The sequence below is a fragment of the Sorangium aterium genome (genome assembly GCF_028368935.1).
GTDB lineage: Bacteria > Myxococcota_A > Polyangia > Polyangiales > Polyangiaceae > Sorangium > Sorangium atrum.
This window is the reverse complement of record NZ_JAQNDK010000001.1, coordinates 2,004,145-2,025,553: the sequence shown is the minus strand read 5'-3', so window position 1 is coordinate 2,025,553 and position 21,409 is coordinate 2,004,145. Positions and strand designations below refer to the sequence as shown.

Annotated in this window: 11 protein-coding genes; 5 read left to right on the top strand and 6 right to left on the bottom strand. The window is 71.1% G+C overall.

Going from position 1 to position 21,409, the window contains the following annotated elements; all coding sequences use genetic code 11:
* Positions 1-98 precede the first annotated feature (98 nt).
* Entirely contained in the window at positions 99-5,801 is a 5,703-nt protein-coding gene (locus POL72_RS07290; RefSeq protein ID WP_272094301.1) for a CARDB domain-containing protein, read from the bottom strand.
* 264 nt (positions 5,802-6,065) lie between these two features.
* Between POL72_RS07290 and POL72_RS07285 the strand changes: the two genes are divergently transcribed.
* Both POL72_RS07285 and POL72_RS07280 read left to right on the top strand, forming a co-directional pair.
* Positions 6,066-6,893: an SDR family oxidoreductase gene (locus POL72_RS07285; protein WP_272094300.1), complete on the top strand. Its 828-nt coding sequence runs from the start codon at positions 6,066-6,068 to the stop codon at positions 6,891-6,893.
* A gap of 57 nt (positions 6,894-6,950) precedes the next feature.
* On the top strand, positions 6,951-8,171 hold the full coding sequence (locus POL72_RS07280; protein ID WP_272094299.1) for a lanthionine synthetase C family protein: 1,221 nt from the start codon (positions 6,951-6,953) through the stop codon (positions 8,169-8,171).
* Between the two features lie 44 nt (positions 8,172-8,215).
* Here the strand turns inward: POL72_RS07280 and POL72_RS07275 are convergent, their stop codons facing one another.
* On the bottom strand, positions 8,216-9,178 hold the full coding sequence (locus POL72_RS07275) for a hypothetical protein (protein WP_272094298.1): 963 nt from the start codon (positions 9,176-9,178) through the stop codon (positions 8,216-8,218).
* 269 nt (positions 9,179-9,447) lie between these two features.
* Here POL72_RS07275 and POL72_RS07270 point away from each other — a divergent pair, with 269 nt between their 5' ends.
* Positions 9,448-12,510 carry a PEP/pyruvate-binding domain-containing protein gene (locus POL72_RS07270; RefSeq protein ID WP_272094297.1) on the top strand — a complete coding sequence of 1,021 codons (3,063 nt, stop codon included), beginning with the start codon at positions 9,448-9,450 and terminating at the stop codon, positions 12,508-12,510.
* A gap of 16 nt (positions 12,511-12,526) precedes the next feature.
* Here the strand turns inward: POL72_RS07270 and POL72_RS07265 are convergent, their stop codons facing one another.
* Entirely contained in the window at positions 12,527-13,372 is an 846-nt protein-coding gene (locus POL72_RS07265) for a hypothetical protein (protein ID WP_272094296.1), read from the bottom strand.
* Positions 13,373-13,894: 522 nt separating this feature from the next.
* Between POL72_RS07265 and POL72_RS07260 the strand changes: the two genes are divergently transcribed.
* Together POL72_RS07260 and POL72_RS07255 are read left to right on the top strand one after the other, a co-directional pair.
* The gene (locus POL72_RS07260) at positions 13,895-14,935 is read left to right on the top strand and encodes a Gfo/Idh/MocA family protein (protein ID WP_272094295.1); all 1,041 of its coding nucleotides are present in this window, start codon (positions 13,895-13,897) and stop codon (positions 14,933-14,935) included.
* A gap of 14 nt (positions 14,936-14,949) precedes the next feature.
* The gene (locus tag POL72_RS07255) at positions 14,950-15,075 is read left to right on the top strand and encodes a hypothetical protein (RefSeq protein WP_272094294.1); all 126 of its coding nucleotides are present in this window, start codon (positions 14,950-14,952) and stop codon (positions 15,073-15,075) included.
* 111 nt (positions 15,076-15,186) lie between these two features.
* Here POL72_RS07255 and POL72_RS07250 read toward each other — a convergent pair whose 3' ends face one another.
* The 3 genes from POL72_RS07250 to POL72_RS07240 form a co-directional block, all read right to left on the bottom strand.
* On the bottom strand, positions 15,187-18,690 hold the full coding sequence (locus tag POL72_RS07250; protein WP_272094293.1) for an AgmX/PglI C-terminal domain-containing protein: 3,504 nt from the start codon (positions 18,688-18,690) through the stop codon (positions 15,187-15,189).
* Between the two features lie 110 nt (positions 18,691-18,800).
* A complete protein-coding gene (locus tag POL72_RS07245; RefSeq protein WP_272094292.1) occupies positions 18,801-20,402 on the bottom strand; it encodes a carboxypeptidase-like regulatory domain-containing protein in 1,602 nt (533 codons plus the stop codon).
* A 231-nt stretch (positions 20,403-20,633) separates the two neighbouring features.
* A complete protein-coding gene (locus POL72_RS07240) occupies positions 20,634-21,140 on the bottom strand; it encodes a hypothetical protein (RefSeq protein WP_272094291.1) in 507 nt (168 codons plus the stop codon).
* Between the last annotated feature and the right edge of the window lie 269 nt (positions 21,141-21,409).

Here is a 21,409-nt window from a genome sequence, read left to right as displayed (position 1 = left end):
GGCGAAGCGGGCGATGGCTTCGTGCGCGACGGCGTGTTGATGTGCACCGGCGACGTCGGAGGAGCGCCGTCACGCCCGCGAACTGTGGAAGCGGGCGATCAGAAGCTGACGACGAGCTCGCCGCCGGCCATGGCGTTGTTGCCCTCGAGGAGCTCGGGGACTTCGCGGTAGGCGTCCACGATGGCGCCGAGCGTGTAGGTGTCCACGGGGACGTAGGTGTCAGAGGGGACGACGAGGCTCTCGCACTGGCCGACACCGAGGCCTGGCACCCAGGCGCCTCCGGCGAGGAAGTCGGCCGTCGTGATCGTCGCGTCGGCCGACAGCCGGACCTCCACCATGGTGCCGTAGCTCGGGTCCGTCCCCTCGTTGCACACGGTGATCGAGGTGTTGAAGAGGCTGCCCTGCGTGGCGCTCGACGGGCCGCTCACCGCCGAGACGACGAGATCGGGGCCGTAGCCGATGGCCATCAGCTCGCCGGCGGCGGTGTTGTTGGTCTCGATGAGCTCCTGGACCGGGCCGTTCAGGTCCACGATCACGCCGAGGCGGTAGGCGCCGTCTGGAGCGTAGGCGCCGGCGGCCACGGTGACGTTCTCGCACTGGCCAGGGCTCAGCCCGGGGACATAGCCGTTGCCGACATGGATATCGGACGGCGTGACCGTCCCGTCGGACGACAGCAGCACATCGATGCTCGTCCCGCCGCTCGGGGTGGTGCCCTGGTTGCACACGGTGACGACGGCGTTGAAGCCGCTGCCCGGCGCGGCGGTCGATGGGCCGCTCACGGACGCGATGAGATCCGGCCGGTAGCCGACGCCGAACACGCTGCTCGTGTTGGTGTTGTTGGTCTCGATGAGCTCCTGCATCCAGCCGTTGGGGTCCACCGTGGCGGCGAGGCGATAGGCGCCGTCGGGCGCCGCCAGGTAGGTGGGGATTGCCACGACCGTGCACTGGCCGCGATCCAGGTACGGCACCGGCGCGCTTCCGGCATAGAACCCGGTGCTCACCTCCTGGTCGCCAGCCGCCAGGCGCAGCTCCACGTCGGTGCCGTAGCTCGGCTGCGTGCCCTGGTTGCAGACGGTGACCGCGGCGTTGAAGCTGCTGCCCGGGAGGGCGCTGGGCGGGGCGGCCACCGCCGAGACGATGAGGTCCGGTCGATAGCCGACGCCGATCACGCTGCCCGCCGCGGCGTTGTTGGTCTCGATGAGCTCGGGAGTCCAGCCGTGCGGATCGACGATCGCGCCCAGGTGGTAGGCGCCTTCAGGCACGTAAGCGTTCGCAGGGAAGGTCACGGTGGCGCACTGGCCCGGCGTCAGGTAAGGCACCGGCCCGTTGGCGGCCAGGAAGTCGGCCGTCGTGATGGTCGCATCCGACGAGAGGCGGAGCTCCACGTCGCCGCCGGAGCCCGGCTGCGTGCCCTGATTGCAGACGGTGACCTCGGCGTCGAAGCCTTCACCCGGGGCGAGGCTCGGCGGCCCGCTCACGGCGGAGACGATGAGATCCGGCCCGAAGCCGACGCCGAGCACGCCGCCCGCCACGGCGTTGTTGCTCTCGATGAGCTCGACGAGCGATCCACCCGGATCCACGATCGCCCCGAGGCGGTGGGCGCCGTCGGGCCCATAGGCGCTCGCGGCGACGTGCACGGAGGTGCACTGTCCAGGGCTCAGCCCGGGCACATAGCCGCTCCCCGCGTGGACGTCCGAGGGCGTGATCGCGTCGTCGCTCGACAGGAACAGCTCGACATCGACGCCGTAGCTCGGGGACGTACCCTGGTTGCAGACGGTGACGGAAGCGTCGAATCCGCTGCCCGGCAGGGCGCTGGGCGGGCCGCTGACCGCCGAGACGACGAGGTCGGGCTGGAAGCCCACGCCGATGAGGTCGCCCGAGGCGGCGTTGTTGGACTCGATCAGCTCTTCGTGCCAGTCGTGTGCATCGACGATCGCTCCGAGGTGATACGCGCCATCGGGAACATAGGCGCTCGCGGAGACGAGCACGGAGGTGCACTGCCCGGGCGCCAGGAAGGGGACCATGCCGTGTCCTGCCGGCGTGTCGTCGTGCGTGATCGTGGCGTCGACGGACAGGTAGAGATCCACGTCGGCGCCGTAGCTCGGCTGCGTGCCCTGGTTGCAGACGGTGACGGAAGCGTCGAATCCGCTGCCCGGCAGGGCGCTGGGCGGGCCGGCGATCGCGGAGGCGATGAGGTCGGGCAAGTAGCCGACGCCGAGCAACGCGCTCACCTCCGCGTTGTTCGTCTCGATGAGCTCGGGAATCCAGTTGTCCCGGTCGACGATCGCGCCCAGGTGATAGGCCCCGTCGGGCACGTACGCGCTCGCCGGGAAGGTCACGGTGGCGCACTGGCCCGGATCCAGATACGGCACCGGACCGTTGCCGGCAGGGGAGTCGGTCAACGTGAGGTTCGCGTCCGCGGAGAGGAGCAGCTCCACCTGGGCGCCGTAGCTCGTCTGTGTGCCCTGGTTGCAGACCGTGACCGACGCGTCGAAGCTTCCGCCAGGGGTCGTGCTCGGCGGCCCGCTCACGGCGGAGACGACGAGATCCGGCGCGTAGCCGACGCCGATCACGCTGCCTGCCGCGGCGTTGTTGGTCTCGATGAGCTCGGCGATCGCGCCGTTCGGGTCCACGATCGCGCCGAGGTGGTGAGCGCCGTCGGGCACATAGGCGCTCGCGGGCACGGCGACGGAGGCGCACTGCCCGGGGCTCAGCCCGGGGACATCGCCGCTCCCGGCGTGGATGTCCGAGGGCGTGATCGCCCCGTCGCCCGACAGGAGCAGCTCGACGTTGGCGCCGTAGCTCGGGGTCGTGCCCTGGTTGCAGACGGTGACGGCGGCGTTGAAGCTGCTGCCGGGCGTGATGCTCGACGGCCCGCTCACGGACGAGACGACGAGGTCGGGCCAATAACCGACGCCGATCCGATCGCCCGGCGTCGCGTTGTTGGTCTCGATCAACTCGGGCTGCCAGCCGTGCGGATCGACGACCCCGCCCAGGTGATAGGCGCCGTCGGCCACGTAGGCGCTGGCGGGGATCGTCACGGCCGCGCACTGGCCGGGCTCCAGGTAGGGCGTCGGCGCGCTGCCTGCGGGCGCGTCGGCCTCCGTGATCGTGGCGTCGGCGGACAGGCGCAGCTCCACCATGCTGGAGCCCGGGGTCGTGCCCTGGTTGCAGACCGTGATCTCTGCGTCGAAGCCGCTGCCCGGCAGGGCGCTGGGCGGGCCGCTCACGGAAGCGACGATGAAATCAGGCCAGTATCCGACGCCGATCAGAGAGCCCGAGCCCGCGTTGTTGGTCTCGATGAGCTCGGGTACCCAGCCCTGCGGGTCGACGAGCGCGCCGAGGTGGTAGGCCCCCTCGGGCACATAAGCGCTCGCCGGGAAGGTCATGGTGGCGCACTGGCCCGGATCGAGGTACGGCACGGGACCGCCGCCGGCGAGGAAGTCGGCCGTCGTGACCGCCGCGTCCGCGGAGACGCGCAGCTCCACGTGGGTGCCGAAGCTCGTCTGCGTGCCTTGATTGCAGACGGTGACCGAGGCGTCGAAGCCGCCGCCGGGGAACACGCTCGGCGGCCCGCTCACGGCGGAGACGATGAGGTCGGGGCCATGGCCGACGCCGATCAGGCTGCCTGCCGCCGCGTTGTTGGTCTCGATGAGCTCGAGGAGCGAGCCGCCCGGGTCCACGACGGCGCCGAGGTGATAGGCGCCGTCGGGCACGTAGGCGTTCGCCGGCACGGCGACGGAGGTGCACTGCCCGGGGCTCAGACCGGGCACATAGCCGCCCCCGGCGGGGGCGTCGAGCGGCGTGATCGCCTGATCGGACGAGAGCACCACGGCGATGTCGCTGCCGTAGCTCTGCGTCGTGCCCTGGTTGCACACGGTGACGGAGGCGCTGAATCCGCTGCCGGGCACGACGGTCGGCGGCCCGCTCACGGCGGAGACGATGAGATCCGGCCGATAGCCCACGCCGAGCAGCCCGCCCGACGTGACGTTGTTGGCCTCGTTCAGCTCTTCTTGCCAGTTGTACAGATCGACGATCGCGCCGAGGTGATAGACGCCGTCTGGCACGTACGCGCTCGCAGGGATGGTCACCGCCGCGCATTGCCCCGGATCCAGGTACGGCGCCTGGGCGCCGCCCGCGGGCGGGTCGGTCCCCGTGATGTTGTCGTCGGCTGACAGGCGCAGCTCCAGGGCGGCGCTGTAGCTCGGGGTCGTGCCCTGGTTGCAGACGGTGACGGTGGCACTGAAGCCGCTGCCTGGAAGGGCGCTCGGCGGGGCGCTCACCGAGGAGACGATGAGATCCGGCCGATAGCCGATGCCGACCACGGCGCCGGCTGCGGCGTTGTTGTTCTCGATGAGCTCGGGAACCCCGCCGTACCGATCGACGATCGCACCCAGGTGATAGGCGCCGTCAGGCGCGTAAGCGCCCACGTGGAGCGTCCGCGTGGTGCACTGCCCCGGATCGAGGTACGGCACCAACTCGCCGCCCACAGGCACGTCGGCCGCCGTGATGATCGCGTCCGAGGAGAGGTACAGCTCCACGTTGCTGCCATAGCTCGTCTGCGTGCCCTGGTTGCAGACGGTGACCGAGGCGTCGAAGGAGCCGCCAGACGTCGCGCTCGGCGGCCCGCTCACCGCGGACACGATGAGGTCCGGCCGGTAGCCGACGCCGATCGCGCCGCCCGCCGCGGCGTTGTTCGCCTCGATGAGCTCGACGACCCAGCCCGGGGCGTCCACGATCGCGCCGACCGTGTACGCGCCGTCGGGCACGTACGTGTTCGCAGGGATCGTCGCGGAGAAGCACTGTCCGGGGCTCAGGGAGGGCACGTAGCCGTCGCCGATCGGGAAATCGGCGAGCGTGATCTCGCCATCGGGCGAGAGCAGGAGATCGACCTCGGTGCCGTAGCTCGGCTGCGTACCCTGGTTGCAGACGGTGACCGAGGCTTCGAACCAGGCGCCGGGCACCTGGCTCGGCGGCCCGCTCACCGCCGAGACGACGAGGTCCGGCTGGTAGCCGACGCCGAGCAGCCTGCCCGCCCGCGCGTTGTTGGACGTGATGAGCTCCGGGTTCCAGCCGCTCTCGTGCGCGATCGCGCCGAGGTGATAGACGCCTTCGGGGACACTGGCGCTGACCGGCACGCTGACCGACTCGCACTGGCCAGCGTTCAACCAGGGAATCGGGGCGCCGCCGAGGGGGGGATCCGGCGGCTCGATCGTGGCGTCCACCGAGAGGAGCACATCCACGAGCGCGCTCTGGCTCGGCGTCGTGCCCTGGTTGCACACCGTGACCTGGACCTCGAAGCCGCCGCCGGGGAGGGCGCTTGGCGGCCCGTTCACCGCCGAGACGATGAGATCCGGGCCGAAGCCGACGCCGATCTCACCCGCCAGCGCCGTGTTGTTGGCCTCCGAGAGCTCGATCACCTGGTCGAGCTGGTCCACCACGACGCCGAGCGTGTAGGCGCCGTCGGGCACGGCCGCCGTGGTCTCGGCGCCGACCTCGACGCATTGCCCCGGGCCGAGGTACCCCAGCGGCGCATAGCCGACGGCCGGATCCGATGGTGTGATGATGTCGTCGTCCGACAGGCGCACCTCGACATGGGTGCCGTAGCTCGCCGAGTTACCCTGGTTGCACACAGTGACGGACGTCGTGAAATAGCTGCCCGGCACGGCGCTCCGGGGCGCGCTCACGCTCGAGATCACGAGGTCGGGCTCGTCGCCCGTGAGCGCCCCGATCGCGGCCCCGATCGGCTCGGGATCGTCCGGGGGTCCGCTGGTCCCGCACCCCACGGTCATCGCCAGCATGCCGAACACAAAGCACGCCCGTCGCACCCGAGATACTCTTAGGCTGAGCATAGAGAATCAGGAGAAGCTGGGGGCACGTCCACGTCAAGGGGGTCGCAGATTCTCGCCGGAGTTTCGCGGGATAGGGACGTTACGCCGTCACGAGGTGGGGCGCCTCGCTTCCCCGGCGTCTTCCGTGACGTCTTCCGTAGTCCTTGGCGCGCGCGCGCGCGCGCGGTGACCTTGCGCCTTGCGCCCACCGCCGGAACCTGAGAGAGGAGCATCATGAACGGGAAGGTCTGCATCGTCACCGGCGGCAACACGGGCATTGGCAAGGAGACGGCCCGCGGCCTCGCTCAGCGCGGCGCGAAGGTGGTGCTGGCGTGCCGCGACACTGGCAGAGGGGAGTCGGCGCGCGACGACATCGCCCGCTCCACCGGCCGCAAGGACGTGGAGGTGATCGCGCTGGATCTCGGGAGCAAGGCGAGCATCCGCGCCTTCGGCGAGCGCTTCCGCGCGGCGCACGAGCGCCTGGACGTCCTGGTGAACAACGCCGGGGTGTGGCGGAACTCGCGCGGCACGACCGAGGACGGGATCGAGGCGACGTTCGGGGTGAACCACGTGGGGACGTGGCTGCTCACGCAGGACCTCCTCCCGCTCCTGAAGAAGAGCGCGCCGTCGCGGATCGTCGTCCTGTCCTCGAAGCTGCATTACCGCGGCCGGATGGACTGGGAGGACCTGCAGTTCGAGCGGCGGAAGTACGGCACGACCGCGGCGTACGCCCAGTCGAAGCTCGCGAACGTGCTCTTCACCAAGGCGCTGGCCCGACGGCTCGAGGGTACCGGCGTCACGGTCAACGCCGTCCATCCGGGCGTGGTCAGGACGGACTTGATGCGCGATTATCCAAAGCTCCTTGTGAAGCTCTTCAACCTGTTCCTGCTCACGCCCGAGCGAGGGGCCGAGTGCTCGCTGCACGTGGCCACGGCGCCGGAGCTGGCCGGGGTGACGGGCGAGTACTTCGAGAAGAGCCGTATCAAGCCGGCGGCGGCGGAGGCGCTCGACGAGGCCGCGCAGGAGCGGCTCTGGGCCCTGACCGAGGCGCTGGCGGCGTAGCGCCGCGCGGCGGCCCGCGGTCGAGCGCGACGCTCGCAGAGCAGGCAAAGGCACCGTATGCTGCACGAACCCGAGCGCCACGAGGCATTGGCGTCCGTCGCATGGGACGAGGGCGTCGCCCGCGACGCCATCGAGGACATCGTTCGCGACACCGAGGGGCGCTTCTCGGAAGACGCGTACTGGCCGCTGCACCCGAAGGACGTCGAGCCCGGCGACGACCCGAGCCAGCCGGCGCTGCCACTCTACCACGGCGCTGCAGGCGTCATCTGGGCGCTGCGCTACCTGCATCAGGTGGGAGCAGCGCCGGGCGCGAGGCGCACCACCGAGCAGCTCGACGCGCTCTTGCTTCGCAACCGCGCATGGCTGGCCTCGATGCCGGGTAATGAGAGCGCCGCGTTCATGATGGGGGACACGCCCATCCTCCTGATGGCGCAGGGCGAGCGGCCCACCGACGAGCGAGCCGACCGGCTCGCGGCGCTCATCGAGGGCAACCTCGACCACCCGGCGCGCGAGCTGATGTGGGGGGCGCCCGGCACCATGCTGGCCGCGTCGTTCCTGCACGAGCGCTTCGGCGACGCGCGCTGGGCCGAGCTCTTCCGCCGCACCGCCGCGCGCCTCTGGTCGCAGCTCCAGTGGTCCGACGAGCACGGCTGCCATCACTGGTCGCAGGACCTCTATGGCCGCCGGAGCACCTATCTCGACGCCGTCCACGGGTTCGTCGCGACCGCGCGCGCTCTCCTCCACGGCCGGCGCCTGCTGGACGCGGGCGACTGGGCAGCCTGGGAGCAGGTCATCGCCACCACGATCGGGCGGACAGCCACGCGAGAAGGCAGAATGGCCAGCTGGCCGGCGCAGCTGGCTTTACAAGGCGATGCCCCGTACCCCCGGCTCATGCAGTTCTGCCATGGCGCGCCCGGCTTCGTCATCTGTCTTGCCGAACTCCCCGGCCCCACGCTCGACGAGCTCCTCTTGGCCGCTGGCGAGGCGACGTGGGCGGCCGGCCCGCTTTGCAAAGGCTCGAACCTTTGCCATGGCACGGGCGGAAACGGCTACGCCTTCCTCACGCTCCACGCGCGCACGGGCGACGCGCTCTGGCTTCATCGCGCGCGCGCCTTCGCGATGCACGGCATCCTTCAGACGAAGGAGGACGCGCGCCGGTACGGACAGCTGCGCTACTCGCTCTGGACGGGCGATCTGGGGTTCGCGATCTACCTCTGGGACTGCATCCGCGCCAAACCAGCTTTCCCGACGCTCGATGTCTTCTATCCGCCCGCGTAGCGGAGCCCTGGAGGCGCTGCGGCCCTCGCCCGGCTCACGAGGCCTCAGGGGCAGCTTGGCCGCCACGCGTCGTCGGCGAAGTACCTGGCGATGAGATCGTGGAGCGGGCGATCGTAGTCGCGCAGCTCGGCCCGGGTATCGATCTCGTTGTGGATCCCGTTCGTGGGGATCGCCTCGGTGTTGGCGTCGAACCAGGACTGGACCCCCTCGGCCCAGTATTCGTCCTTGTTCGTCGCCGCGTAGGTGTTCTCCCATTTCCCGGCCTGGAGCGCGGCATCGAAGACGTCCTCGAGCTCCCTGTCGAACGTCGGCTCGACGAAGGCGATGCCCATGATCGCGATGGCGTGCGAGAACTCGTGCACCAGGATGTCCTCGCCGAGGTACGGATCGCTCGGATAACACAGGACGTTCTCCTCCGCGCAGGAGCTCGCGGGCCGGGCGGGGGTCGCGCCGAGGCCGCGGGCCCGCGTGTCCCAGTCCGTCCCCGGGAACGCCTCGTACAGGTCGCTGTGCTCGGGGATGTCGGTCGTCACCTCGGTCTCCGCCATCACGGCGACGCGCGTGTGGTTCTCGATCATCGCCTGACGCACGTCGTCCCGGTGGCCGAGCATGCGGACGACCACCGAGCACGTGCGCAGCAGCGCCGCGTCAGGCACCTTCTCGGAGCTGATGACGGGAATCCCGGCGGCGTCGATGCACTTCTTGTAGAAAGGGTCGAATCCCAGCTCGGACGGCACCTCCGAGACGCTCCCGCACCCGCCCTCCGGCTCTCCTCCGCCGCCGCCGCCGCCGCCGTCGCCGGCCCCGGCGCCCGTCGCGGCGCTGGAGGTCGCGCCCTGGGCCGCGCTCGAGCTGGCCTCCGCGGCGCCGCCGGAGCCGCCGCTGCCGGCTGGACCCGCGCCGCCGCCGCCCGCGCCGCCCTCGTCGGCCGGCGACTCCGAACAGGCGGCCAGGGCGCAGGTGAGGAGAGCGATCCATGCATATCGACCATGCACGCTTTCACGCATGCGGGCGATGCTACATGAGCTCAGACCAGCATCCAAGTCGCGCGCCGGCTGAATGAGCCGTTGACCGTGTGCGCCGCCGCAGCCCCCTGGCGGTGACGGCGCAGGGGCTGGCACAGCCCGGCGCACGGCGGGCCAGGCGGTGTGGCCGGGCGGCTTGGTTCCATGCGTTTTCTGCGATGGGCCAGGCGCGGGTGCGTGCGGCACGCTGCGTGCTGACGCAGCGGGCATGATGGGGCGGGCATGACGGAGCAGGCACGACGGGAGCACACATGACGGAGCGCTCACCCAGCAATCACCACGTTCATCCTTGGTCCCAGCCGCGCGCAGGGGCCGCCCTCTTGTCGCTCGCCCTCGGCGTCGGCTGTTCGGGCGAGGTCCAGAAGCCCCCGCCGGAGCCGGAGGTGTGCGACTTCGAGCTTCCTGTGGCCGCCGCGCCCGCGCTGAGCGGCGATCTCCGCATCAACGAGGTGATGACGGGCAACGACGGCGCCTGGGTCGATGAGGTCGGCGAGACGGACGACTTCATCGAGCTGATAAACATCGGCCAGCGCGCGCTCGATCTCGGGGAGTACTCGGTGAGCGACAAGTCCGGCAAGGCGACGCCGCTGCCGCGGATGACGATCGAGCCGGGGCGAGGGGTGCTGCTCTGGGCCGACGACACGCCGGAGCAGGGCCCGCTGCACCTGCCGTTCAAGCTCTCGAACTCGGGCGCGCGCGTGGCGCTGTGGTCGGCGTCGTGCCAGCTCGCCGACCTGGTGAATGTGCCGGAGCTGCCGCGGTCCGAGAGCTACGCGCGCTTGCCCGACGGCACGGGCGAGCTGTCGATCTGCCGCTATGCCACGCCCGACCGGGAGAACGGCGAGACCTGCGGTCCGCCGGATCCACCGAACCTCGACGACAGCATCCGCTTCGCGCCTTTCCAGTGGCCCGAGCCGTTCCCGGCCATCGCCGGGCCGCTGGTCATCTCCGAGCTCTCGCTGCGGCCCGCGGGGTTCGTCGAGGTCCTGAACGCGAGCGGCGCGCCCGTCGCGCTCGACGGCTTCGCGCTGCGCCTCGCGGCGCTCTCTCCGGGGCAAGCGCTGCCCGGCGCCGACGCGGGCGCGCTGCTCGCGTGGCCCGAGCCGTCCGCCACGCTCGCGCCCGGGGAGCGGGTGAGCGTCCCGGTGAGCGCGAGCGAGACGGCCGACCTCGAGGCCTCGCCCGAGTTCGAGGGCGTGGCGACGCTGTGGCGCGAGGACACGCCGGAGCCGAGCGATCGCGTCGACTTCATGGCCTGGCCCGAAGGCGCGTCGCTGGCCCGCGTGCCCGACGCCACCGGGGCGCCGCGCTTCTGCGGGGCTGCGAGCCCCGGCGCCGCGAACGAGGGCTGCGCCGAGCTCCCGGGGCGCGAGCTCGCGAGCGGGCGCGCGCACCGGCTGGAGACGGCCGCGGACTTCGCCGAGCTGGCCGAGGGCGGCACCGCGGTCGGCGAGCTCGGCGTCAAGTTCGTGGTCGACATGGCAGCGAACGACACGGTGCATCTCCTGAGCACGCGCCAGTGGGCGCTCCACTACACCTGGGTTCGCGAGCAGATCCGGAAGGAGCCGCACCTCGATCGCTGCGACCCGGAGCAAGCCGCGGAGTTCAACGTCGGCTGGGGGTTGTTCAGCCAGACCGAGTACTTCCGGTCCGAGGGCCGCCGCTACCTCCTCGGCACCCTGGTCGAGCACACCAACGGCGCCAAGACCGTCGAGTTCTCGCCCGGAGACCAGATCGTCGGAGAGCAGATGCGGCGCGCGTTCTTCGCGGCGATGAAGGCGGTGCCCGACCCGGAGGCGTGGGCGATACGGCCCACCGAAGGGCGCCAGATCATCGAGCTGCGGAAGATCGAAGGGACCGCGCCCATCGTGGGGCCGAACGCGCCGTACAAGGGGCTCACATACCAGTCGCTCAACCCGGCCGAGGGCTTTGGCACGCTGACGTTCGTCCCGGCGCGCGATCTGGAGTCGGCCGAGCTCGGACCGAACGTGATCGTGGTGACCGACGACGTGCCGAACGAGACCGCGTTCATGGGCGGCCTCATCACAGAAGCTTTCCAGACGCCGCTGGCGCACGTGAACGTGCTGGCGCGCGGCCGGGGCACGCCGAACATGGCCCTGCGCGGCGCGCGCGACGACGAGCGCCTCAAGGCCCTTTTCGGCAAGCTGGTGCGGCTCGAGGTGCGCGCGTCGGACTTCGACATCCGCGAGGCCACCGCGCAGGAGGCGGACGCTTACTGGGAGAAGCGCAAGCCGACCGGCGAGCGGCTGTCGCCGGCGCTCGACCTCTCCGTGCGCGGGATCGTGCCGCTCGACGCCGCGGGCTACGCCATGGGCGACAGCATCGGCTCCAAGGCGGCAGGCATGGCCGAGCTGTACCGCGTGAGCGGCGTGGGGCAGTATTGCCCGCTCGACCTGCTGCCGCTGTACGTGCCGCCCGCCGCGTTCGCGATCCCGTTCTCGCACTACATGGACCATTTCGAGGCGAGCGGCGCGGCGGAGCTCCTGGCCGAGCTCGAGCAGGATCCCGAGTTCCGCGCCGATCCGCACGCGCACGCCGAGGGCCTGACCGAGGTGCGGGCGAGGATGCTTGCGCACCCGGTGGACCCCGCGATCTTGAGCGAGGTCAAGGGCGCGATCAAACAGCGCTTCGGCGGAGACCGCGTGCGCCTGCGCAGCAGCAGCAACACCGAGGATCTCGCGACCTTCAACGGCGCGGGCCTGCACACGTCGACGAGCGGCGACCTGGACGCCGAGTCGAGCTCCATCGAGGACGCGCTGCGCACGGTCTGGTCGAGCCTGTGGAACACGCGCGCTTACGACGAGCGCGAGTTCGGCCACGTCGACCAGGCGCGCGCGGCCATGGCCGTGCTGGTGCACCAGGCCTGGCAATCGGAGCGCGCGCAGGGCGTGGCCATCAGCCGCAACGCGCTCGACGCCACCCGCGACAGCCAGTACTACATCAACGCGCAGATCGGGGAAGCCTCGGTCACCAACCCCGCGCCCGGCGTGACCAGCGACGAGATCGTGTACACGCCGCCGCCTCGCACGATCAAGGCGGAGTACCACACGCGTTCGAGCCTGTCGCGCGGGCGCGACGTGCTGTCGTTCCCGGAGATCCAGCGGCTCGGGTGCGTGCTCGAGTCCGTCCACGCTCATTACCGGCCGCTGGTGGACCCGAAGGGGGAGAACCATCTCTACGCGATGCAGATCGAATGGAAGCTGATCGGCCCGGAGCGCCGGCTGCTGGTCAAGCAGGCGCGGCCCTACAGCTTCGGCACGCTGAACGCGCCCGGCGACTGCCGCGAATACTAGACGCGACGCCTCCCTCTCATTGGAGGAAGACCGTGATCGGCTGGAGGTTCATGGTGGCCGAGCGGTTCGCCGGATCCGTGAAACAGGAAGGGTGATAGATGCCGTTCTTGGGGGCGATGGGGTCGCAATAGGTGTCACACGAGCCAAGACGCTGGATCGCCCCGCACGGCTGGATGGCGCCGGTCGTCGGGTCGATGTGCCCGGCGGCGCAGTCACGGAGGGCCGCGCGTGAGGCCGCATCGTTCTCGGGGACATGGCAGGCATAGAGCGCCGGCGAGCTCCCGTAGATGTTGCCCCAGAATGCACCCTCCTCCCTCGTGAACGTGAACAGCTCTGGGGTGTTTTGTTTGTTGATCGCCTTGGTGGGTCCACGCGAGGAGAGCATGACAGGGACCCTGTAGTAGTTGGTGCGCGCCGCGAGGCACGCCGAGACCCAGCGCTGTTCTTCACCACCCAGCGGGGCCCCCGCCCAGCTCTTGGCGAGCCCGAGCACGCCTGTGTAGATTTCGTCGTGATAGACGCCAGAGGCGTCGAACCAGCCGAAGCTGAATGACTGCGAGCTATCGAGAGCGCATTCGACGGCGTACCTCAGGTGCTCGCGTGAGAGGGCGCCGTTCGGCCCGGGGTCCAGGATCGCGGTCAGCGCCTGCGAGCCAAGGGCGATGAAGCTCAAGGCGCCGACAGCCAGCCCGTTGGGGTTCAGGGCGTTGGGATTGAGCGCGTTGGGGTTCAAGGCGTTGGGGTTCAGCGCATTGCCGGCCTCCAGCGCGCTCGGCGCCTCGCCCAAGGGCGCTTCCAGCCACTCTCCGCCCTCGCCGCATCCGGTTCCGGCCAGAACGATGAGCGGTATGAGACCTACCATGGAATTTCGAGCCATATCAGTCCCCCACTGAAAGGCTGCAATTCTGGTAATAGTGGCAGAGTTTACTGGTGCTGTCGAGCGCGCGGGTCGAAGTATCGACGTGACGTCTGACGGGCAGACGTCTGGAGCGTGAGTGGGACCTCGATGGCACGCGCCGTTCCGCCCCTGGTCGATCTCGGGTACGTGATTGGCAGCGAGCAGATCGAGGGGCGCTCGGTGCGGCGGCGCCCCGGCGCTTCTGCGGGCACGTGCGGAGTTCGACGGAGACGGCCGCGAGGAGGATGGCTTTGATGAGCTGCTGTCAGCGAGGGGGCATGTCGAGGATGCGAGGGCCCTCGTCGAGGACCTCGAAGAGGAGCACTCCGGTCAGGAGGCCGCCGGCGGTCCCGATGCCGCATGACGTCGGGGGCGCCTCCGATGACGCAGGCCGCGAGGGCGTCGAGCCCCTACATCAGGCCATGGTCGAGTCGAGCGTTTACAGGCGCGCCGTCGACCGTTAGCGTCGCGAGCAGCGAGGTGCCCATGTCCACATCTGCCCAAGGTCCCGAGCCCAACCAATCCCTCACCCCCGTGCGCTGGGGCGTCCTCGGGGCGAGCACCTTCGCGTTGACGGTGAGCCTGCCCGGCATGAAGCGGGGGCCCCTGACCCAGCTCGCCGCGCTGGCGTCGCGTGACATCGACAAGGCGCGCGACGCCGCGCGGTCGCTCGGGATCCCGAAGGCGTACGGCAGCTACGATGAGCTGCTCGAGGATCCGGAGATCGAGGCCGTCTACAACCCGCTGCCCAACCACCTGCACGTGAAGTGGACGGCGCGCGCGGCCCGCGCCGGCAAGCACGTCCTGTGCGAGAAGCCGATCGCGCTCAGCGCGAAGGACGCCGAGGCGCTTGTCGACGTCCAGCGCGAGACGGGCAGGCTGATCGCCGAGGCGTTCATGATCCGCAACCACCCGCAGTGGCAGCAGGCCAGGGACTGGGTGAGAGGCGGCCAGATCGGCGACCTTGTCAGCGTCCAGGCGGCGTTCTCGTACTTCAACCGCGACGCCACCAACATCCGCAACAAGAAGGAAGTCGGGGGCGGCGCGCTCTACGACATCGGCTGCTACGCGTTGAACACGTCGCGCTTCCTGTTCGGACGGGAGCCCGTGCGGGCGATCGGTCTCGTCGAGCGTGATCCCGAGTTCGGCACCGATCGCTTGACCTCGGGCCTGCTCGACTACGGCGGCGCGCACCTGACGTTCACGTGCAGCACGCAGGCGGTGGCCTACCAGCGCGTGAACGCGCTCGGTACCAAGGGCCGCATCGAGATCGAGGTTCCGTTCAACGCCCCCGCCGACCAGCCGTGCAAGGTCTTCCTCGATGACGGCTCGACGCTGAACTGCAGCTCGGCCAGGGTCACCTCGTTCCCCGCCGTCGACCAGTACCACCTGCAGAGCGAGGCGTTCTCGCGCGCCATCCGCACGGGCAGCCCGGTCGAGAATCCGATCGAGGTCGCGGTCGGCAACATGCGGGTCATCGACGCGCTCTTCCGCTCCGCCGAGAGCGGGCGGTGGGAGAGGGTCTAGCGGCGCGTCAGCGCGTGACGGCGCCAATCCGAGCGATAACCAACGTTTACGTTTACGTTTACGTGGTCGTGGTCGTGGTCGTGGTCGTTCACGGCCTATCGTTGACGACCACGACCACGACCACGACCACGACCACGTAAACGACCACGACCACGACCACGTAAACGTTCGGATATAGGAGAGCGCGGCGCGAGGGCTGGGTAACGTTTATGGGAGTGACGAAGAGCTGGGCTGGCGAAGTCCTCGGCGCGTCAGCGCGTGACGGCGCCGAGCTCCACGAACGCTCCGTCCGTCATGACCACGAAGGGGCGCTCGTCGAAGGTCAGGCCGCCCTTGCCGTCGTGGTCGACGATCTGCAGCTTGCCCATGCCATAGCCCATCGGCCCGCGCGCGTAGTAGTGCGCCTGCAGGGTGTACCGGCTGGCCCGCTGCTCCCGGGGCGCGCGGATGGTGAAGCACTCGGGGCCGTAGCCGGTGGTCACGTCGGCGTAGAGGTGCCCGCCGCCTGGCAGCGTCGGGTCGCCGTAATAGGCGTGGCCGCCGCGGTCGTCCCGGATGTGGAAGTCGACGTCGTTGGCGTCGGTCTCCCAGTTCAGCACGAAGCGGAGCGAGGGCGCGTCTTCGAGCGCGGCGCCGGCCTTCGCGAGCCGGGCCAGGATGGCCGCCCGGCGTGCGGGCTCCGCCTTGAGCCACGCCGCGGCGACCAGGCCGAGATCCTCGCGCAGGATGCCCTCCACGCCCGAGAAGCGCCCCGGCGGGTAGCGGCGCGCGATGCCCGCCTCGAGGGCGTCGAAGGCGGCGGCGTGCTCGCCCCGCTTGAGGCGGGCGAACGCGAGCAAGCGGTGGCTCGCGGGGTGATCGGGGCGCTGCTCGCGCGCCTTCTCGTACGTGTCGACCGCGAGCTCCAGGCCGGCGCCACCCGCGAGCCGCTCGAGGCGCGCGCCGGCGAAGCGGCGGAGGTCCGCGCGCGCCGGGAACAGATCGATGAGCGAGCCATACGCGCGGGCGGCGCCCGGCGTGTCGCCCGCCGCCTCGAGCGCCTCGCCGAGCGCCACGAGCGCGAGCACGTCACCGGGGACCTCGGCGCGCCAGGCCCGGGCGTCGCGCACCGCGGCCGGCGCGTCGCCCCGGGCGAGGGTGTCGTTGATCTGCTTGAAGCGGCCGGTATACGGCTCCGATCGAGGGGGCGCGGCGCCGTCGGGCGCGTCGGGCGCGGGCGCGGCGTCCGGGGGCGGCGTGAACAGGATCGGGTACACCACGTCGACGCTGCCGCCCTCGGGCGCGGGGAAGGTGAGGTCGCGGAAGGCGCGGACCACGCAGGAGACCGTGGCGCTGTCGGGCAGATCGGAGCCGCCGTCGCGCGCGTTGGCGAGCGCGCCGCTCGGGTCGATGGTGAAGCGCACGGTGACGCGTCCTTGCAAGCCCTCGTCGCGCTGGAGCCCGCGCTCGTAGCAGAGGCGGAAGCGGCCGAAGTTCTGGCGGACGATGCGCTGGATCACCTCCGGCGGGAGGCGGCCGCTCACCTGGGTTGCGCCCATGCGGACCTGCGGCGCCCTGGTCCGGTGGCTGCCTGCGAGGCGGCCGTGCCCGCTGCCGAAGCCCTGGCCGGTGCTCGTGGCCGACGCGGCGCTCGGCGCGGGCGCCGCGGCCCCGCTGCCGTGGCCGATGGAGCCGATCGCGCCGAGGCCGATGCCCTCGCCGCGACCGCCGCCGCCCTCGCCGACGCCCGACAGCCCGAGCCCGCTGGCGCCCGCCGGCGCGGGCCCCTCCTTGAGGAAGGCATATCGGGCGTCCGCGCCGGCAGGAGGCGCCGGCGGCGCGGGGGGAGGGCGCAGGGCAGCGCTCCCGCCAGGGGAAACGTCGGCGCTCTGCTCAGTGGCAACCTCGGCGCGCTCGCCAGGCGAAGCGCCGGCGACCGGGCCGGTGGCCGGCGCGGGGGCCGACGGCTTCCCGGCCTGCGACCGCGAGCGCCTCTGCACGGCGACGCGGCCGCCCTCCACGGTCAGGATGTCGGAGAGCCCTCGCCGGGCGATGTCGAAGCGCGCGTAGTCGTGCTCGGTCTCCAGCACGAGCAGCGCGGTGTACGGGCTGAGCACCCGGTGCGCGATCGAGAGATCGATGATCTGCTTGCGGATCGCGTCCTGGTCGCCCCCGGCGCCCTCTCGGGCGAGGAGGCCGTCGATCTTCGCCCGGGCCCACGAGCGCTCGAGCAGCGGGCGCTCCACGCCGCGGAGGTCGGGCGTCGTTGTGCGGCCGTCGACCGTGAGCCGGACGGGCAGCGCGGCCGGCACCTCGGCGTAGACGAGCGCCTCGTCGCCGGGCTGCACGCCGTTCAGGGTGCGGGGCCAGACCCAGCGCGCGCCCTCGATGTTCACCGCGATCCCCGAGCGCGTGGCCGAGCCGAGGCGCCGCTCGATCTCGGCGGCGCCGCGCGCGCCGTCGACCACGGCGCCGTCGCGGGGCAGGCCGGCCGCGACGAGCTGCCGCAGCGCGGCCTCGTCGCGGAGGCCGCCGAGCGCGACCGCGTCGAGCCGCTCGACCCCCGCGCCCCGCAGCGCCGCCGCGGCGCCGCGCAGCGCGCCCGGCGCGACCTCACCCGCCGTCGCGATGCCGTCGGAGAGCAGCACGACGCGCCGCTGGCCGCGGGCGCGCGCGCGTTCGCCGGCCCAGCGGAGCGCGCGCCCGAGATCCGAGGCGCCGAGCGCCTGCCGATCGCGGATGCGCGCGATCTCGACCTCGCCGAACGCCGACGCCGCGCCGTCGAAGACGGGGGTGACGGCCTGGTCGTAGCAGGCGACGGTGAGCGGCGCGCCCGGGCCGCCTGCCTGCGCGACCGCCCGCGCGAGGGCCGCGAGCGCGCCGAGCTGCTCCTCGAGCCCGAGCGCGCGCGAGGCGCTCGTGTCCACGAGGATCACCGCGGACGCGAGCGGATCGGGCCGCGCGTCCACCGGAGCGTTCACGCGGGCGAGCACGAGCTCTCCGCTGCGCAGGCCGCCGCGCCCCTCGATCGACGTGAGCCGCGCGGGATCCACCACGAAATCGGCCTCGGGCGCCGCGTCGTTCCGGCGCAGCGCGTGGACGGGCGCGGCGGCGCCGGCGACGGTGGCCTCGATGTCGAGGCGGCTCACCGTGGGCAGGCCGCGCAAGGGGACCGTGAAGGGCGCGCCCGGGCGGAGCTCCTGGGAGTACGACAGGACGATGTGCTTCACGCCGCGCGCCGGGATGGGGAAGACCCGCGCGCTCACCTCGTTGCCCGCCGCCTGCTCGAGCAGCGCAGGGTCCTGCTTGCGGTGGAGGAAATCCTCGTACGCCTCGCGCGCGCGCTGGAGCTCGACGACCTCGCCCTCCTGCCACCGATCGTCGATCTTCATGGCGAGTCGCCCGACGCTCGCGCCGGGCGGCAGCGTCACGCTGAAGGTGCCCTCGAGCACGCGATCCTCGGGGTTCTCGAAGGTGAGGTGCAGCTCGGCGAGCGCGAGCGGCGCCTCGATCACCGCGCGGCCGGTGAGCGCGACGAGGCGCAGCCCGGTGCCGTCCGCGGCGGTGAGCCGGAACGGCGCGGCCTCGGCGCGGCGCGCTGCGACGGCGAAGGCCGGCGCGGCGGGCAGGGCGCGCGGCGCGGCTGGGCCCGGCCCGCGCGAGAGCGAGGCGGGCGTGGCGGGCGGCGAGGGGCTGTCGGCGCAGCTGAGGAGGGCAGGGACGAGGGCGGCGATCGCGGCGAGCGCAGCGCGGCTGCGGAGGAGGGCTCTAGGCACGGGGGATCTCCGGTCGTTGCGCGGCGGGCCGAGCCTGAGCGCGGGCCCGCCGGCGGTGGGGCAGGGCGATCGACAGCCCGGGCGAGCCGGAGGTTCCCGCCTCGCGCCGCTCAGTCGCCGGTGAAGTGCGCCGGAGCCACCGGGTCATCCTCTGGCTGGGGCTGCCCGGCCACGTCCAGATCCGCCTGCGCGACGCCGCCGTCACGAACGACGGCCGAGGTGCCCTCGACCGCCGAGGAGACCATGACCATGTAAGCGCCATCCGGCAGCCCTGTCGCCCGATAGGTCCCGTCGTTGCTCGTCGTGACGTGGCGCATGTCGAGCCCGGGCTCGCCCTGGTTGCACGCGACCACGACCTGGACACCCCGGAGCGGCTTCCCGCCGCTGGTGATGCGCCCGCGGATCTCGCCCGAGCTGTCCGCGGGAAGAGAGATGTCCCGCTCGACGACCTGCCCCTCACTCACGTTGGCGTACACCACGGTATGCTGCGACTTCGCCACCAGCTCGAGGCGCATGACGGCCGCCGGGAGCTTCTCGAAGCGATAGCGCCCCTCGGCGTCGGTCACCGCGTTGACGAAGCCGATGCTCCGGTGAGATGCCATGATCTGCGCGCCGGCGACAGGCTTGCCGTCGCTCCCCCGCACGACGCCGGCGACGCTGCCTCCCCTGGACATCTTGAGCTGGATCGGGTCGAGCGTGTCGCATCGCGAGGGCGAGACCTGGACCTGGGCCGTCGTCGCGGCATAGCCGCCGTCGTACGCGCGGACCAGGATCTCGCCGGGAGGGACGTGCTCCAGCCGAAAGCGCCCGTCGAGGTCGCTCTGGGCCTGGCTCGCGGCATCCATCGACCCCTGGCTCGACGAGCCCGTGGTGAAGCGCGACTCCGCATCGAGGAAGATGCCGGCGAGCGGTGCGCCGTTCTCGTCATGAACCGTCCCCGTCAGCGTGCACCCGCGCGAGAGCGTCAGCTCGACATTCTGGGTCTTGTCGGGCCCGACATGGACGGGCGCTGAGAAGACGGGAGCGTAATCGGCCGCCGTGACCCTGAGGAACACCGGCCAGCCGGGGACCTGATCCACGCGGAAGGCCCCGTCCGCCGCGTCGAAGCGCTTCGACCAGAGGGGCGCGGGTGCTGCCGTGCTGTCGGGGAACAGGGCGACGATGTCCACGGTGAACTGCGTTATCGGCTCCTTGCGCTCGTTGTAAACATGCCCCTCGACGATCCCGCTCCTCGGGATCAGCAGGGCGACATCGTCACCGCTGTGCGCGACCACGAGCATGGGGCCGTATCCCTCCTTGTTGCTGACGAGGTTGTAGGTTCCGTTCGGGGCGCGGAGCTCGAAGCGCCCGCGCTCGTCGCTCTCGGTCGAGGCCGCCGTCGTGGGGAAATTGCCGGCGACGTCGAAGGTCGTCGCGGCGATCGTAACGCCGGCGACCGGGGTGCCGCTCAGGTCGTAGACGGTCCCGAAGATCGGCGGCACCTCCGTGGCTGCTTGGTCCGAGGGCGCGGCAGGGCGATCCCATCGCGCACGGTTGCCGTAGCCCGATTTTTGCTGATGCGTTGATGAGGGGGTGGCGGGCTCGGGCAGCGCGGCGCGCGGCGCGTCGTGCTTCGGGCGGAGGAGCAGGAAGGCGGCGAGAGCGAGCGCCGCCAGCGCGCACCAGAGCGGCCATCGGCGGGGAGTATCGTGATGCAGGACAGGCGGTTGCATGAGAACGTCTCCATCCGATCAGGGTGAGGGGGTTGCGGCGCTCGCTGCGATATCACGACGACGAGGAGCAGGGCCCTAGGGGGCGACTCCCGCTCGCCCTCGGGCAAGGCAGCGGCTGACACGGGCGATGATCGCTGGGCTCAAGCGAGCAGATCTCCCGGCCGCGAGGCGCGGTCCGGGAGATCTGCGCACCCGACGTCCGCATGGCGGCGCGTCGGGCGGCGCTCGGTCTTAGTTGATCGTGATGCCTTGGATGAAGCCGAAGGAGAACGGATCCCGGAACGTCCCGCCGAAGCTCGGCGTGCCGAGTGCCGTCTCGCCCAGGACGATGGAGGCGCTGATGGTGGTAAAGCCTGCACCTTGGGGCCCGAATGCCATGCCGAACTGATTGAATCCACTGCAGTTGGTATTGAAGCCAGAGCCGGCATACATGGTGGTATTGATGTCCGTGTTCGGGCAGTTGGGGTTGGTGGTCGTCTTTACCTCGCGGACCGTGCAGGAGCGGGACTGTGCCGCGTTGTTGGGGTTGGTCCAGGTCATGCTGATGAGGCATGTCCCGTTCGGGGCCAGGAGGTTGTCACCCAGGCCGTTGGCATTGATGACGGCGTTGAAGGTCGCCGTGCCGGCCGACGCCCCTTCGATCAGGATGGCGCGCGCGGGACCACCCCGGGCAACTGCCATGGCGCTCCCCGAGATCGACATGGTGGCGAGCGCGGCGAGGATAACGAGCTTCTTCATAAGAACAACTCCTTGTGTTTCGTGCCCTGTGGAACGTACGCCTTGAGATGAACGCGCGGTGATAACCCCCACGGAGAGCGACGGATACGCCTGCTCTCCTGGAGCCCTGCGCTGCCCGAAGACCGCTGCGCCGGTGATGTCTGGCGAGGAGCTCGCGCGAAGGTCACCGTGGGCCTCGCTCTCCGCCATCGACTTCATGGCGCGTGGCGTCCGCGGAGAGGGCACGCCACAGCGGACCCCTCCGAAGTACGCCCCGATGAAACCGGAAC